This is a genomic window from Pseudonocardia hierapolitana, from assembly GCF_007994075.1.
GTDB classification, from domain to species: Bacteria; Actinomycetota; Actinomycetes; order Mycobacteriales; family Pseudonocardiaceae; genus Pseudonocardia; species Pseudonocardia hierapolitana.
The window spans coordinates 678,440-693,343 of the sequence record NZ_VIWU01000001.1 but is presented as its reverse complement, the minus strand read 5'-3'; the positions used below and the strand labels follow the sequence as shown (position 1 = coordinate 693,343).

Sequence of the window (14,904 nt, the reverse complement as noted above, 5' to 3'; positions counted from 1 at the left end):
AGGCGCAGAGCCTGCCACTCCGACGACGGCGGTCCGGCGCCGACACGTCTCCCGCCCGGGTGCCGACGGCCGGGTCAGCCGCTGAACGGACGCGCTCCCGTCAGGTAGCGCTGGAAGGTGGGGGCGATCCACGTGACGATCTCCGCCGGTGTCATGGCGACGATCGGCGGCAGCCGCAGGACGTAGCGACACAGGGCGGTGCCGAGCGCCTGGGTGGCGACGAGGCCGGCGCGGGTGAACGCGATGGCTTCGTCGCCCGTGATCGCGGCGATCTGCGGGGCCAGCTGCCCGGCGAAGATCGCCCGCATCCGCTCCGCAGCGTCGTCGTCGGTGGTCGCGGTGCGGAGCAGGATCTGCAGGCCGTCGTCGCCCTCCCAGCGGTCGAGCAGGTGGGTGGCGAGCACGTCGCCGAGCCGCTCGCGAGGTGCGGCGGTGAGGTCGGGCAGCCGGAGGTCGAACACCGCGGCGCGGGCGAACAGCTGCCTCTTGCTGCCGAAATAGCGAATCACCATCGACGGGTCGACCCCCGCGTCGGCTGCGATCGCCCGCACGGTGGCCCGGTCGTACCCGTCGGCGGCGAAGCGTGCGCGGGCCGCGCCGAGGATCGCCTCGCGGGCCGGGAGCGAGCGGTCGGTGAACGCCATGACCAGATACTAGTCAACAGCTGTTGGCAAACGTGCCCTCGTCGCCTAGAGTGTTTGCCAACAGACGTTGACAACGAAGGGAAGCGGCCATGCCACACGTGCTCGTCCACCAGCGCTTCGAGGAGTTCGACCGATGGAAGGAGGTGTTCGACCGGCTCGCGCCCGCTCGTGCCGCGGCGAGCTGCCGCAGCACCACCCTGTTCCGCAACCGCCAGGACCCGCACGAGGTCGTGGTGCTCTTCGAGTTCGACGACCTGGCGCAGGCCCGGGCGCACATGGGCGGTGACGAGCTGCGCGCCGCGTGGCGCGACGCCGGGGTCACCGACCCGGGGACACCCGCGATCCTCGACGCCGTGCCGCTCGACGGCGGTGCGCGATGAGCGAGGTCGTCGTGGTCGGCGCGGGGCCGACCGGCCTGCTGCTGGCGGGCGATCTCGCCGCCGCCGGGGTGCGGGTCACCGTGCTGGAGCGGCGGCTGCACGAGTCGAACCTGACCCGGGCGTTCGTGGTGCACGCCCGCACTCTCGAGCAGCTGGACGCTCGTGGGGTGGCGGACCGGCTCCTCGCGACCGGCACGAAGGTCGACCACTTCCGCCTGTTCGGCAGCGTCTCGGTCGACCTGGCGCCGCTGCCGAGCCGGTTCCCGTTCATGCTGGTCACGCCGCAGTTCGAGGTCGAGAGGGTGCTCACCGAGCGCGCGCTCGCGGCGGGGGCGACGCTGCTGCGCGGCGCCGACGTCCGCGACGTGCGGCAGACGGCCGACCACGTCGAGGTCACCTACACCCTCGACGGCGCCGAACGGACCGTGCGTGCCGCGTACCTCGTCGGGGCGGACGGGCATCACAGCGCCGTCCGCCGTGAGCTGGGGCTGGGGTTCCCGGGCAGGTCCGTGGTGCGGTCGCTGGTGCTCGCCGACCTGCGGATGACCGACCCGCCCACCGAGCAGCTCACGGTCGACGGGAACGCCGACGGGTTCTGCTTCGTCGTGCCCTTCGGCGACGGCTGGTACCGGGTCATCGCGCGGGACCGCCGCAAGGAGCTGCCCGACGACGCTCCTGTCGAGCTCGACGAGATCGCGTGGGTGGCGCGGCGCGTGTTCGGCACCGACTTCGGCATGCACGACCCCCGGTGGATGTCGCGCTTCCACAGCGACGAACGGCAGGTCGAGCGCTACCGAGTGGGGCGGGTGTTCCTGGCGGGCGACGCGGCGCACGTGCACTCCCCGGCAGGCGGCATGGGGATGAACACCGGGCTGCAGGACGCCGCCGACCTGGGCTGGAAGCTCGCGGCCGCCGTGCAGGGCCGCGGCGGCGACCGGCTGCTCGACACCTACCACGACGAGCGCCACCCGGTCGGCCGGATGGTGCTGCGCATGAGCGGCGGGCTGCTCCAGGCAGCGCTGCTGCGCTCCCGGCTCGCCCGGACGATCCGCAACATCGTCTTCCCCGCGGCGTTCGCCCTGCCGCCGATCGGGGCCATGGCCCGGCTGCGGCAGAGCGGGATCGGGATCTCGTACGGCCGGCCGCGCGGGGCACACCGCCTGGTCGGGACCCGCGCCGCCGACGTCACGGCCGACGACGGGACGAGGCTGTACGAGGCGCTTCGCGGCGGCCGGTTCGTCCTCGTCGCCCCGCCCGGCTTCGCGACGCCCGGCGGAGTCGCGGCGCACGTCGTGTCCGGCGCGGAGACCGCGCTGCTGGTGCGCCCGGACGGCTACGTCGCGTGGGCGGGCAGGAACCCCGACGGCCTGCGTGCCGCACTGGCCGACTGGGGTGCAACGCCCGCGGTGGCGGCCTGAAGGGCGCGGTCGCTGTCTCCGTGCGCGTGTGTCACGGGCTTCGCGAAGACCCACACTGTGGATGTCGGCTCCGGCGGGGCAGGATCGACCCGTGACGCGCACCGGTACCTCGCTCGCACGGCTGGGGCTCACGGAACCGTGGGTGGAGGCCACGGCCACCGAGCTGGGTTGGTGGGCCGGGGACAAGCCGGCCGCCGGCGCCGAGGCGATCATGTGGGCGCTCGGGCGCAGCCCCGACCCGGATCTCGCACTGCGATCCGCCGAACGCCTGCTGAACGCCGTGCCGGACCGGCAGGAACTGGACGCCGCCCTGCGTGCCGACCAGGTGCTGCGGGGGCGGCTGATCTCGCTCCTGGGCAGCTCCACGGCGCTGGCCGACCACCTGGTCGCCCACCCCGACCGGTGGCACCGGCTCACCGGGTCCGCGCCGCCGCCGGGGGAGGGCGCGCGGGAGGCGCTCCTGCGGGCGGTCGGGGCCGGTGCGGACGTGCTCACCGGCGCGGAGGCCGTCACGGCGCTGCGCACCGCGTACCGCGACGAGGTGCTGGTGCTGGCGGCTGCCGATCTCGCGGCCGTCGGGGAGCCGGACCTACCGGTGATCGACGTCGCCCACGTGGCCGCCCAGCTCGCCGACCTCGCGGCCGCCGCGCTGCAGGCGGCGCACGCCGTGGCCGTTGCGGAGAACCCGTCGAGCGGCCGGCTCGCCGTGATCGCGATGGGCAAGTGCGGCGGGCGCGAGCTGAACTACGTGAGCGACGTCGACGTCGTGTTCGTCGCCGAACCCGCCGACCAGCAGACCACCCGGCTGGCCAGCAGGCTCATGCGCATCGCGGGGGACGCCTGCTTCCAGGTGGACGCGAACCTGCGCCCGGAGGGCCGGCAGGGGGCGCTGGTCCGCACCCTCGACGGGCACGTCTCGTACTACAAGCGGTGGGCGAAGACCTGGGAGTTCCAGGCGCTGCTCAAGGCGCGGCCCGTGGCGGGCGACCCCGAGCTGGGGGCCGCCTACGCCGACGCCGTCGCGCCGCTGGTGTGGAGCGCCGCGGACCGCGACGACTTCGTCGCGGACGTGCAGGCGATGCGCCGCCGGGTGGAGGACCACATCCGGCCCGACCACGCCGAGCGTGAGATCAAGCTCGGGGCGGGCGGGCTGCGCGACGTCGAGTTCGCGGTGCAGCTGCTGCAGCTCGTGCACGGCCGCACCGACGAGGCGTTGCGGTCCCCGTCCACGCTCGACGCGCTCACCGCCCTCGCCCGCGGCGGGTACGTCGGCCGTGAGGACGGGGCGAACCTCGCCGCGTCCTACCGGTTCCTGCGCCTCCTGGAGCACCGGCTCCAGCTGCAGCGGATGCTGCGCACGCACCTCATGCCCGCGGAGGACGCCGTCGCCGCGCAGCGCTGGCTCGCCCGCGCCGCCGGGCTGCGCCCCGACGGGCGGCATGACGTCGTGGGCGTGCTGAACGCGGAGTGGTCGCGCACGGTGCTGCGGGTGCGCAGGCTGCACGAGAAGCTGTTCTACCGGCCACTCCTGACGGCCGTGTCGCGGTTGCCTGCCGATACCGCGCGGCTGTCGGAGAAGGCGGCCTCCGCCCGCCTCGCGGCACTGGGCTGGGCCTCGCCCGACGGGGCGCTCGGGCACCTGAGGGCACTCACATCGGGCGTCTCGCGGGCCGCTGCGATCCAGCAGACGCTCCTCCCGGTGCTGCTCGACGAGCTGGCGCACAGCCCCGACCCGGATCGCGGGCTGCTCGCGTACCGGCGGGTGTCGGAGGCGCTCGCCGAGACCCCGTGGTACCTGCGGCTGCTGCGCGACGAGGGCCTGGTGGCCGAGCGGCTGATGCGCCTGCTCGGCACGTCGGCGCTGGTGCCGGACCTGCTGGTGCGCGCGCCGGAGGTGCTGCGGCTGCTCGCCGCGCCCGTGGCCGGACAGGTCGACGAGCTGCGCCGTGACCCCGCCGACTTCGCCTCGGCGTTGCGCACCACGGTCGCCCGGCAGCAGGATCCGGACGGCGCCGCCGCCACCGCGCGCTCCCTGCGCAGGCACGAGCTGCTGCGGGTCGCGTCTGCCGACCTGCTCGGCCTCCTCGAGGTCGAGCAGGTGTGCGCGGCGCTCAGCTCGGTGTGGGTGGCGGTGCTGCAGGCCACGCTGGACTCCGTGCTGCGGGCTGCAGGCGACGCGGTGCCCGCGCGGCTCGCCGTCATCGGGATGGGCCGGCTCGGCGGGGCGGAGCTGGGGTACGGCAGCGACGCCGACGTGCTCTTCGTCTGCGAGCCGGTGGGCGGCGCGTCCGACCACGAGGCCGCCAAGTGGGCGACGGGCGTGGCCGAGACGGTCCGGCGCAAGCTCGCCGCGCCCAACCCCGACCCCGCGCTCGTCGTCGACGCCGACCTGCGGCCGGAGGGCCGGTCCGGGCCGCTGGTCCGCACGCTGGACTCGTACCGCGCGTACTACGCCCGCTGGTCGGAGCCCTGGGAGGCACAGGCGCTGCTGCGCGCGAGCGCCGTGGCGGGCGATGAGGACCTCGGCAGGCGGTTCCTGCACATGGTCGACCCGATCCGGTACCCCGCCGCGGGTATCGACGCGGCGACCGTCACCGAGATCCGGCGGATCAAGGCGCGCGTCGACGAGGAACGGCTGCCCCGCGGCGCCGACCGCAGCACGCACACCAAGCTCGGCCACGGCGGGCTCGCCGACGTCGAGTGGACGGTGCAGCTGCTGCAGATGCAGCACGCTGGCGACGTGCCGGAGCTGCGCACGACCTCGACCCTGGAGGGGTTGCACGAGGCCGCAGAGGCGGGCCTGCTGCGCCGCGAGGACGCCGACGAGCTGGTCGCGGGCTGGCGGATGGCCACCCGCGCGCGCAACGCCGTGATGCTCGTGAAGGGCAAGCCCGGCGACCAGCTGCCCCGCTCGGGCCGGGAGCTGGCGGCGGTCGCGTCGGCCCTCGGCTACCCGGCCGACGGCGACCCCGGCGTCTTCCTGGACGACTACCGCCGCGCCACCCGCCGCGCCCGCGCGGTGGTGGAGCGGGTCTTCTACGGCTGGTGAGCCGTCACCCGACCAGTGGTTGACGTTGCAAGTTCCCGGGTCCATGGTGCTCGGCACCTGGAACCACGGAGGTGGCCATGAGCGCTGAGTGGAACTTCACGGACCCGGCGAGCCGCAGCAACCTCATGCGCGCGGTGCGCGCCGAAGCGGCATCGTTCTTCGAGCTGGCGGCGAACACGGAGTGGGAGGCACCGACGGCTTGCGAGAGGTGGCAGGTGCGCGACCACGTCGGGCACATGATCGACGTCACCGAGGGCTACTTCGTCGGCTTCGACCACGCCCGCGCCGGCACCGAGGCGCCGGGCGCGTTCGGGCTCCCCGTGATGGCCGAGCGGCTCGACGAGCACGCACGCGCCTTCCGCGGCCTCGGCAGGGAGGACGCGCTCAAGCGCGTGCACGAGGACTTCGAGCGGATGCTGGCGATCAGCGACGGTCTCACCGACGAGGAGTGGACCGGCCTGATGGTGCCGCACCCCTACATGGGTCCGCTGCCGGCCTGCTGCTACCCGGTCTTCCAACTGGTCGACTACACCGTCCACGGCTGGGACATCCGGGAACGCACGGACGCGGCCCGCCCGCTCGCGGGGGACGCCGCCGACCTGCTCGTGCCCGTGGCACTCATCGTGTGGCAGTCCACGGCGCTCACGTCGGAACTCGCCCAGCCGTTCGCGGTGGGCATCCGCGTGACGTCCGGGGCGAACGCGGGCGACTACCGGTTCGACTGCGGCCCGGAGGGCCTCACGTACGCCCTCTCGGACCTGTCCGACGTGCCCGCGGTGCTGGAGTTCGACCCGGGCACGCTCGTGCTGGCGTCCTACGGGCGGCTCCGGGGCGGGACGGTTCGCGGCGACCAGGCCGTCGCCGACCGGTTCCGCCGCCTCTTCTTCCCGATCTGAATTGCAGCCCAAACGCACTTCCGGGGAGCCACCGCCGCGGCGAAGCAAGGCGGGGGCTCGCCGGGGAAAGCGAGGCCACCTTCACGCAACCTCGTTGCATGAAGGTGGCCATGCTGCAACCAGGGGCCGTCAGAACAGGCCGAGACCCTTCACGGCCTCGCGCTCCTCGACCAGCTCGGCGACGGACGCGTCGATCTTGCCGCGGGAGAACTCGTCGATGTCCAGGCCCTGAACGATCTCCCACTTCCCGTTCTTCGACGTCACCGGGAAGCTCGAGATGATGCCTTCGGCCACGCCGTAGGAGCCGTCGGACGGGATGGCGGCGGAGGTCCAGTCGCCCTCGGGGGTGCCGTTCACCCAGTCGTACACGTGGTCGATCGCGGCGTTGGCCGCCGACGCCGCCGACGACGCGCCGCGCGCCTCGATGATGGCGGCCCCGCGCTTGGCGACCGTCGGGATGAACTCGTCGCGCAGCCAGGACTCGTCGACCTGCTCGGCCGCGGTCTTGCCGCCGACCTCGGCGTGGAAGAGGTCGGGGTACTGGGTGGCGGAGTGGTTGCCCCAGATCGTCATCCGGCGGATCTCGGTGACGGGTACGTCGAGCTTCTTGGCCAGCTGGGCGATCGCGCGGTTGTGGTCGAGGCGGGTCATGGCGGTGAACCGCTCGGCCGGCACGTCCGGTGCGGCGGACTGCGCGATCAGCGCGTTGGTGTTGGCCGGGTTGCCCACCACGAGGACGCGCACGTCGTCGGCGGCGTGGTCGTTGATCGCCTTGCCCTGCGGGGCGAAGATCCCGCCGTTGGCCTCGAGCAGGTCGCCGCGCTCCATCCCCTTGGTGCGCGGGCGGGCGCCGACGAGCAGGGCGACGTTCGTGCCGTCGAACGCGACGTTCGCGTTGTCGGTGATGTCGATGCCCGTGAGCAGCGGGAACGCGCAGTCGTCGAGCTCCATCGCCGTGCCCTCGGCTGCCTTGACCGCCTGCGGGATCTCCAGCAGGCGCAGCCGGACCGGCGTGTCGGGCCCGAGCAGCTGGCCGGACGCGATCCGGAACAGCAGCGCGTAGCCGATCTGGCCGGCGGCTCCGGTGACGGTGACGGTGACGGGGGAGGAGGTCGACGAAGACACGCGGGCAGGCTAGCCCTCCTGCCGGGTTCGCGCCGCGACGGGGACCACGTTTTCAAGGTGCGTTTTCGCACCACATGGGTACTCCACAGCGCTGGATGTGCGCCCGGAACGCGAGGAGGCACCGTGGCCGACATCGACAACCCGGCTGACAAACCGGCGGAGATTCCAGTACCCACCGTCTACCAGGAGGTGCAGCGAACTCCGGAGTTCCAGGAGCTGCGGCGCCGGCTGCGCGCCTTCGTCTTCCCGATGAGCGTGGCCTTCCTGCTCTGGTACCTGCTGTACGTCCTGCTGGCCAGCTTCGCACCCGCGTTCATGGCCACGAAGTTGTGGGGCAACATCAACATCGGACTGATCATCGGGCTCCTGCAGTTCGTCTCGACGTTCGCCATCACCACCGTCTACGTCCGCTACGCGAACCGGCACCTCGATCCCGCCGGCGCGAAGCTGCGCGAGATGATCGAGGAAGGAGAGGTGTGATGGGCTACCTCGCGCAAGGCGCCGCGCCGGCGAGCGTCGGCAACCCGCTGCTGAACATCGGCACCTTCGCCTTGTTCGTCGTGATCACGCTGGTCGTGGTGTTCCGGGCCAGCCGTGCCACGAAGACGGCAGCCGACTACTACGCGGCCGGCCGTTCGTTCACGGGCCCCCAGAACGGCATCGCGATCTCCGGGGACTACCTGTCCGCTGCGTCGTTCCTGGGCATCGCAGGGGCCATCGCGGTCAACGGCTACGACGGCTTCCTGTACTCGATCGGCTTCCTGGTCGCCTGGCTGGTCGCGCTGCTGCTGGTGGCGGAACTGCTGCGGAACACCGGCAAGTACACGATGGGCGACGTGCTGAGCTTCCGGATGCGGCAGCGTCCGGTCCGCGCGGCCGCTGCCACGTCGACCCTGGTCGTGTCGTTCTTCTACCTGCTCGCCCAGATGGCCGGCGCCGGCGCATTGATCGCGCTGCTGTTGAAGATCCCCAACTCGAACACGCTCGGCCAGGGCGTGGTCATCGCGCTCGTCGGCATCCTGATGATCACCTACGTGCTCGTGGGCGGTATGAAGGGCACCACGTGGGTGCAGATCATCAAGGCGGCGCTGCTGTTGACGGGGACCGCCCTGATCACGGTCTGGGTGCTCGCCCTGTTCGGCTTCAACCTGTCGGCCGTCCTCGGCCAGGCGGTGAGCGCGAATCCGGTCCTCGAGACCGCCGGAGGCCAGCCCAAGGAGCTGGGCGAGAAGCTGCTCGGCCCGGGCCTGCAGTACGGGGCCACCTTGACGGCGAAGATCGACTTCATCTCGCTCTCGCTGGCACTGGTGCTGGGCACGGCCGGGTTGCCGCACATCCTCATGCGCTTCTACACCGTCCCGTCGGCGAAGGAGGCCAGGCGCTCGGTCGTGTGGGCGATCTGGTTGATCGGGATCTTCTACCTGTTCACGCTCGTGCTGGGCTACGGCGCCGCGGCGCTCGTGCCCGGCGGCGCGACGACGATCGCCAACGCACCGGGCCGGACGAACTCCGCCGCACCGCTGCTGGCCTACCAGCTCGGCGGTGAGGTGCTGCTGGGCTTCATCTCGGCGGTCGCCTTCGCCACGATCCTCGCGGTCGTGGCCGGCCTGACGATCACCGCGTCGGCGTCGTTCGCCCACGACGTCTACGCCAACGTGATCAAGAGTGGTGAGGTCCCACCTGACGCGGAGGTGCGGGTCGCCCGGATCACGGCTGTCGTGATCGGGGTGATCGCCATCGCCGCCGGCATCCTCGCCCGCAACCAGAACATCGCGTTCCTGGTGGCGCTGGCGTTCGCGGTGGCGGCGTCGGCGAACCTGCCGACGATCCTCTACTCGTTGTTCTGGAAGCGGTTCAACACCACAGGGGCCCTCTGGAGCATCTACGGCGGCCTGGCGAGCTGCGTGCTGCTGATCGTCTTCTCGCCCGCGGTGTCCGGGAGCCCGACCGCCATGGTCCGGGGCGTGGACTTCCACGTGTTCCCGCTGGCCAACCCCGGCCTGGTGTCGATCCCGCTGTCGTTCCTGCTGGGCATCGTCGGCACCTACGTCGGCGGTCGCCAGCCGGTGGTGGAGGCGAAGTTCGCGGAGATGGAGGTCCGGTCGCTCACCGGGGCGGGCTCCGAGAAGCCGATCGTGCACTGAGCCCCGGGACCCGTGAGTGGATACGAGTGCTGGAGCACTCGTATCCACTCACGACCGGTAGAGGCGCCGGCTGGTGCGGGCCTGGGCGGTTGCAGAGGCGGCCGCGCGCAGTTCGCCGAGCGTGTGCACCCCGCGCGCGGCGAGCAGGGGCACCTGCCGGAGGAAGATCTCCCCGGTGAGCAGGGCGTCGCCCAGCGCGGTGTGCCGGCCGACGAGGTCCACCCCGAGTCGCTCGGCCATCGACTCGAGGGTGTGCGCGTCGTGGTCGGGGTGGACCACCCCGTCGATGAGCAGGGTGTCGAGCAGCGGAGCGGTGAGCCCCGTGCCGGTCCGTCGCTGGGCGGCGGCGAGGAACGCCATGTCGAACGCGACGTTGTGGCCGACGAGCACGCTGCCCGAGGCGAACGCGGCGAACGCCGGCAGCACCTCGTCGAGCGGGGGCGCACCGCGGACGAGGTCTCGGGTGATCCCGTGCACCGCGGTGGCCGTGCGCGGGATGCTCCGCCCCGGATCGACCAGGCGCTCGAAGGTCTCGGTCCGCAGCAACCGGCCACCCACGATCCGCACCGCCCCGATCGAGACGATCTCGTCGCCCTCGTCGGGCGCGAACCCGGTCGTCTCGGTGTCGAAGACCGTGTAGGTGAGCCGGTCGAGCCGGCTCGCCTCCCACTCGGACCACGCGGCCGGGTCGGGCTGGAACCGCTCGAGCTCGAAGTCGTAGAGCGCAGGTGGCGGCTCTTCGACCCGTGCCGGCGCCGCCGGCCGGGGCTCGGCCGGTGAGCGGGGCAGCAGCACCCGCACCAGGGGGTGGTGGGCGTCGGCCCAGAGCTCGCCCCCGTGCCGGCGGACGACGTCCGCAGCGTCCGGAACGCCCCGTTCGAGATCGCCCGCCCCCAGCGGCGGACCCTCCCAGCCGAGGTCGACCCGGCCGAGCCGGCCGGCGTCGTCGGACCCCGCCGCGAGCACCACCTCGGAGACCCCGTGCCGATCGGCCAGCAGCCTCACAACGGACGCGAGCGCGTCGGCCACAGCGAAGCTGTCCACGGTGAACCAGACGTCCTCCGCGGGGTCGCCGAGCCCGGCCTGCGGGGTTCGCGCCGCGACGGCGGTGAGCAGGTCCCGTGCGGAGATGTCGTTCACCGCCCAGCCGCGCGCGTCGATGCCGGGCTCGGCGGTCAGACGCCGGGTCGCCTCGCCGAGCCGGCCCGCCTCCTCGGCGATCACCTCGACGAACCGGCGGCGCTGCTCCGCCGGCACGTCCGGGTAGTCGAGGAGCGCCCCGGCGGCGGCCCCGATGCTGCCCGCGGCGCCGCGCACCAGGTCGGCGGTGGAACCCAGCAGCTCGGCGTGGCGGGCGGCCGCCCGCCCGGGTCGCGTGGCGTCCTCGCAGACCAGGACGAACCCGGCCGTGCCCGACGGCACGCGGGCGAGGCGGACGCGGACCAGCCTGCCCTCCCGCTCGGCCGTGGCCTCGTGGGGCGTTGAGCCCGCGTCCACCCGGGCGAGGCCGTGCACGACGAGGTCGCGGTCGAGCACGCCGAACACCGACCTGCCCAGGCCGACGTCATCGCCGAACAGGTCGCGGGCGGCGGCGTTGTAGAGCAGGATCCGCCCGTCCTCGGCGCACACCAGCACCGCGACGGTCAGCACCCCCATGAGGCTCGCCAGCCGGTGCCGCTCGCGTTCGAGGTCGGCCGCCGCGGCCGCCACCTGCTCGGCCACGTCGCGGCGGGCGGCCGCGTACCGCTCGGCCAGCTCGTTCAGCGCGGTCGCCAGTTCACGCAGCTCGGCAGGTCCGGACGGTGTGACGCGGTGGTCGGGGTTGGCGTCGAGCACCACCCGGGCGTCGGCCGCCAGCCGGCGGGCCGGGGCGACGTAGCGGCGCAGTGCCGCGGCGAGCAGCAGGCCGGCCACGAGCGTCACCAGCACCGCGGCGACCGCGAGGAAGGCCGCCTGCTCGCGCAGCACCCTCGCCAGCACGGCCCGGTCGCCGGGCGGTGTGCTGACGTAGACCCCCGCTCCGACGGCCGCGACCACCGCGGCAGGCGCGAGGACGACGGCCGCGAACGCTCCGAGGCGACCCGGGTTCATGCCCCCGCCCCGAGCAGCTGCCGCACCCGGGCCACCAGGTCCTGGGTGCCGAACGGTTTGGTCACGTAGTCGTCGGCGCCGACGGCCAGCCCCTTGGCGATCTCGGCTTCTCGTCCCTTCGCCGTCAGCATGAGGATCTTCATCCGGTACCCGTCGGCGCGCAGTGTCTGGCAGACCTCGTAGCCGTCCCGGCCCGGCAGCATCAGGTCGAGCAGCACGAGGTCGGGGTCGAACTCGGCCACCGCCGCGATGGCCGCGTCCCCGTCGCCGACCGTGCGGACCTCGTGTCCCTGCTGGCGCATGAGGAACTCCAGCGAGACCACGATGTTGGGCTCGTCGTCGCAGATCAGGATCCGGGCCACGCTCTACCGCCTCCTGGCCGGCACCGGGAGCCCGATCGTGAACGTGGCGCCCCGGCCGTTGCCCCCGCAGTCCGACACCTCGAGCGTTCCCCCGAACTGCTCGACGATCCGCCTGCTGATCGCCAGGCCGAGCCCGGTGCCGCCGGCCCCGCGGCGCCGGAACCTGTCGAAGATCAGCTCCTGGTCCGCGTGCGGTACGCCGGGGCCGTTGTCCGCGACGTCGATGCGGGCCGTGCCGTCGTCGGTGCGCAGCCTGACCCGCACCCGGCCACCCGTCGCCGGGGTGGCCTTCACCGCGTTGGAGAGCAGGTTCAGCAGCACCTGCATGACGCCGTCCCGGTCGGCCTCGGCGACCGCACCCCGACGGGGGACGTCGACGTCGAGCGCAACGCGCTTGTCGGTGAACAGCTGGGCCGTGGCGGTGGCGGCCTCCTGGATCACCGAGCCGAGATCGACGTCGGTGAGCTGCCACTCGGCGCTCCCGGACTCCAGCCGCGCGAGGTCGAGCACCTGGTTCACCATCCTCGTCAGCCGCTCGGTCTCGGTCGCCATGATCTCCAGGTAGCGTGCCCGCTCCTCGGCGGGCAGGTCGGGGTTGTCGCGCAGGATCTCGGTGAACGCGCGGATCGCGGTGAGCGGCGTCCGCAGCTCGTGCGTGACGGTGGCGACGAATTCGTCCTTGAGCCGGTCCAGCTCGCGCAGGTGCTGTGCCTCGCCGACCAGCTCGACGACCTCGGCCATGCCGAGCGGTTCCTCGTCGGCCACCGACGCGACGAGTGCCCGGGCAGCGGCCGGCCCGACCGCGCCGGTCAGAGCGGTCTCCACCTGCCGGACCAGCTCGGGTTCGGCCTGTGCGTCGTCGGGCAGCGGCGCGCCCCTGCGCGAGGCGTGCTCGGCGACGAGGGTCGTGGCGGCCTCGGCGCCGACGAACCGCGCGAGCAGATCGCGCAACCGCTCCACCGGCACGCTGCCGCGGTAGAAGCGGGTGCCGGGCCCCGGTGTCCGGCGGTCGATGTCGACGAACAGGGCGGCGTGGCCGGCCTCGGCCGGTGTCCGCTGCCCGGCCAGCGACACCACGACGAACAGGACGACGTTGACCAGCAGGCTCCAGAACACCCCGTTGCCGACCGTGCCCGCCCCGGTGAGGCCGAACAGCTCCTGCGGGCGCAGCAGCGCGACGCCGAACGGCCCGTCGCGCACGACCGACGCGGGCACCCAGCCCGTCCTGGCCAGCTCCGGCAGCAGCAGCGTGTAGGCCCACAGCACGATGCCCGCGACCAGGCCGGCGAGCGCCCCGTTGCGGGTGGCGCCCTTCCACCACAGCCCTCCGAGCAGGGCGGGGGCGAACTGCGCGACCGCGGCGAACGAGACCAGTCCCATGTCGACGAGGCCCAGCGCGTCTCCGGAGATCCGGAAGAACCCGAAGCCCAGCAACAGCACCACGAGGATCGTGACCCGGCGGATCCTCAGGACCAGCCGGCCGAGATCGCGCCGGCCGGCGAGGCCCGCGTGTCCCCAGCTCGGTCGACGCAGCAGCAGCGGCATGACGAGCGAATTCGACACCATCGTGGAGAGCGCGATCGTCTCGACGATCACCATGCCGGTGGCCGCCGACAGCCCTCCGATGAAGACCATCAGCGCGAGCGCGCTGTGCTGCTGCAACGCGAGGACGTAGGTGTCCGGGCTCACCGCGGGGCCGAGCGTGAGGAGGCCCGCGAGCGCGATCGGCAGCACGAAGATGTTGATCACGAGGAGGTAGAGGGGGAACAGCCAGGAGGCCGTGCGTACGTGCCGCTCGTCGACGTTCTCGACGACCCCGATCTGGAACTGCCGGGGCAGCAGGATCACCGCGAACGCCGACAGCACGATCAGCCAGAACCAGTTGCCGTACCCGTCGATGCCGATCGCGTCCGCGAGTGCGGGCGATGCCGCTGCCCGGTCGAACAGGTCGGTGAACCCGCGGAAGAGCCCGAACGTGACGTACAGCCCTGCCGCCAGGAACGCGACGAGCTTGACCACCGACTCGAACGCGATCGCGGCGACCATGCCCTCGTGGCGCTCGGTGGCGTCGAGGTGCCCGGTGCCGAACAGGATGGCGAAGAGGGCGAGCACCAGCGCGACGTAGAGCGCGGTGTCCGCGTAGGGCGGCACGCCTGCCGTCGACACCGGGCCGCCCGACACCACGCGGAACGTGCTCGACACCGCCTTGAGCTGCAGCGCGATGTACGGCACGGTGCCGACCACCGCGATGAGCGCCACCAGCCCACCGAGCAGCCTGCTGTTGCCGTAGCGCGCAGCGGCGAAGTCCGAGAGCGACGTGATGCGGTAACGCTTGCTGACCCTGATGATCTTCTGCAGGACGACGGCGGAGCAGGCCATCGCCAGGGTCGGGCCGAGGTAGATGGTGAGGAACTCCAGGCCTCGCGTGGCGGCCCGCCCGACGCTGCCGTAGTAGGTCCAGGACGTGGCGTACACGGCGAGCGACAGCGCGTAGACGACGCCGCTGGAGATCAGGCTCCGGCCCGCCGCCGCCCGCTTGTCGCCGTGGTGGGCGATCCCGAACAGCAGGCCGAGGTAGGCCAGCGAGACGACCACCACCACCCACGCCGGAACCATCAGTGCTCCTGCCTCGACAGGACGGCGACCGCCACGACGAGCAGCGCCCAGACCACGAACAGGTACGCCCACACGAGCGGTACCCCGAACACCCGGACCGGCCGGTCGAACAGCGACAGCAACGGGTAGGTGAAGCACGCGGCCGCGAGCGCGGTCACGGCGATCAGCTTCGCTCGCAC

Annotated in this window: 12 protein-coding genes; 6 read left to right on the top strand and 6 right to left on the bottom strand. The window is 72.8% G+C overall.

Annotated features, from left to right (window positions below):
- Nucleotides 1–74 precede the first annotated feature (74 nt).
- A complete protein-coding gene (locus FHX44_RS03345) occupies nucleotides 75–644 on the bottom strand; it encodes a TetR/AcrR family transcriptional regulator (RefSeq protein ID WP_147254114.1) in 570 nt (189 codons plus the stop codon).
- 89 nt (nucleotides 645–733) lie between these two features.
- Between FHX44_RS03345 and FHX44_RS03340 the strand changes: the two genes are divergently transcribed.
- From FHX44_RS03340 to FHX44_RS03325, 4 genes are all read left to right on the top strand, one after another.
- Nucleotides 734–1,024, top strand: coding sequence for an antibiotic biosynthesis monooxygenase (locus FHX44_RS03340; RefSeq protein ID WP_147254113.1), 291 nt, complete (start codon nucleotides 734–736; stop codon nucleotides 1,022–1,024).
- Nucleotides 1,021–2,442 (top strand): FAD-dependent monooxygenase, encoded by a 1,422-nt coding sequence (locus FHX44_RS03335; protein ID WP_147254112.1) that lies wholly within the window; start codon nucleotides 1,021–1,023, stop codon nucleotides 2,440–2,442. Before FHX44_RS03340 ends, FHX44_RS03335 begins: the two co-directional genes overlap by 4 nt.
- Nucleotides 2,443–2,503: 61 nt before the next feature.
- Nucleotides 2,504–5,491 (top strand): bifunctional [glutamine synthetase] adenylyltransferase/[glutamine synthetase]-adenylyl-L-tyrosine phosphorylase, encoded by a 2,988-nt coding sequence (locus FHX44_RS03330; protein ID WP_147254111.1) that lies wholly within the window; start codon nucleotides 2,504–2,506, stop codon nucleotides 5,489–5,491.
- Nucleotides 5,492–5,568: 77 nt separating this feature from the next.
- The gene (locus FHX44_RS03325) at nucleotides 5,569–6,387 is read left to right on the top strand and encodes a maleylpyruvate isomerase N-terminal domain-containing protein (protein ID WP_147254110.1); all 819 of its coding nucleotides are present in this window, start codon (nucleotides 5,569–5,571) and stop codon (nucleotides 6,385–6,387) included.
- 129 nt (nucleotides 6,388–6,516) lie between these two features.
- Here FHX44_RS03325 and FHX44_RS03320 read toward each other — a convergent pair whose 3' ends face one another.
- Nucleotides 6,517–7,512 carry a malate dehydrogenase gene (locus FHX44_RS03320; RefSeq protein ID WP_147254109.1) on the bottom strand — a complete coding sequence of 332 codons (996 nt, stop codon included), beginning with the start codon at nucleotides 7,510–7,512 and terminating at the stop codon, nucleotides 6,517–6,519.
- 162 nt (nucleotides 7,513–7,674) lie between these two features.
- Between FHX44_RS03320 and FHX44_RS03315 the strand changes: the two genes are divergently transcribed.
- Both FHX44_RS03315 and FHX44_RS03310 read left to right on the top strand, forming a co-directional pair.
- Nucleotides 7,675–7,992 carry a DUF485 domain-containing protein gene (locus FHX44_RS03315; RefSeq protein ID WP_425469179.1) on the top strand — a complete coding sequence of 106 codons (318 nt, stop codon included), beginning with the start codon at nucleotides 7,675–7,677 and terminating at the stop codon, nucleotides 7,990–7,992.
- Entirely contained in the window at nucleotides 7,992–9,656 is a 1,665-nt protein-coding gene (locus tag FHX44_RS03310) for a solute symporter family protein (RefSeq protein ID WP_147254108.1), read from the top strand. The genes FHX44_RS03315 and FHX44_RS03310 overlap by 1 nt, the downstream gene beginning before the upstream one ends.
- A 48-nt stretch (nucleotides 9,657–9,704) precedes the next feature.
- On the opposite strand, the gene FHX44_RS03305 is transcribed toward FHX44_RS03310, so the two are convergent.
- Genes FHX44_RS03305 through FHX44_RS03290 form a run of 4 tightly spaced genes read right to left on the bottom strand, consistent with a single transcriptional unit; the run spans nucleotide 9,705 to nucleotide 14,904 of the window.
- Complete coding sequence (locus FHX44_RS03305; protein ID WP_147254107.1) at nucleotides 9,705–11,747, bottom strand: 3'-5' exonuclease; 2,043 nt, start codon at nucleotides 11,745–11,747, stop codon at nucleotides 9,705–9,707.
- On the bottom strand, nucleotides 11,744–12,109 hold the full coding sequence (locus FHX44_RS03300) for a response regulator transcription factor (RefSeq protein WP_147254106.1): 366 nt from the start codon (nucleotides 12,107–12,109) through the stop codon (nucleotides 11,744–11,746). Before FHX44_RS03300 ends, FHX44_RS03305 begins: the two co-directional genes overlap by 4 nt.
- A 3-nt stretch (nucleotides 12,110–12,112) precedes the next feature.
- The gene (locus FHX44_RS03295; protein ID WP_147254105.1) at nucleotides 12,113–14,725 is read right to left on the bottom strand and encodes a sensor histidine kinase; all 2,613 of its coding nucleotides are present in this window, start codon (nucleotides 14,723–14,725) and stop codon (nucleotides 12,113–12,115) included.
- Nucleotides 14,725–14,904, bottom strand: a complete 180-nt coding sequence (locus FHX44_RS03290; protein WP_147254104.1) for a hypothetical protein — start codon at nucleotides 14,902–14,904, stop codon at nucleotides 14,725–14,727. The genes FHX44_RS03295 and FHX44_RS03290 overlap by 1 nt, the downstream gene beginning before the upstream one ends.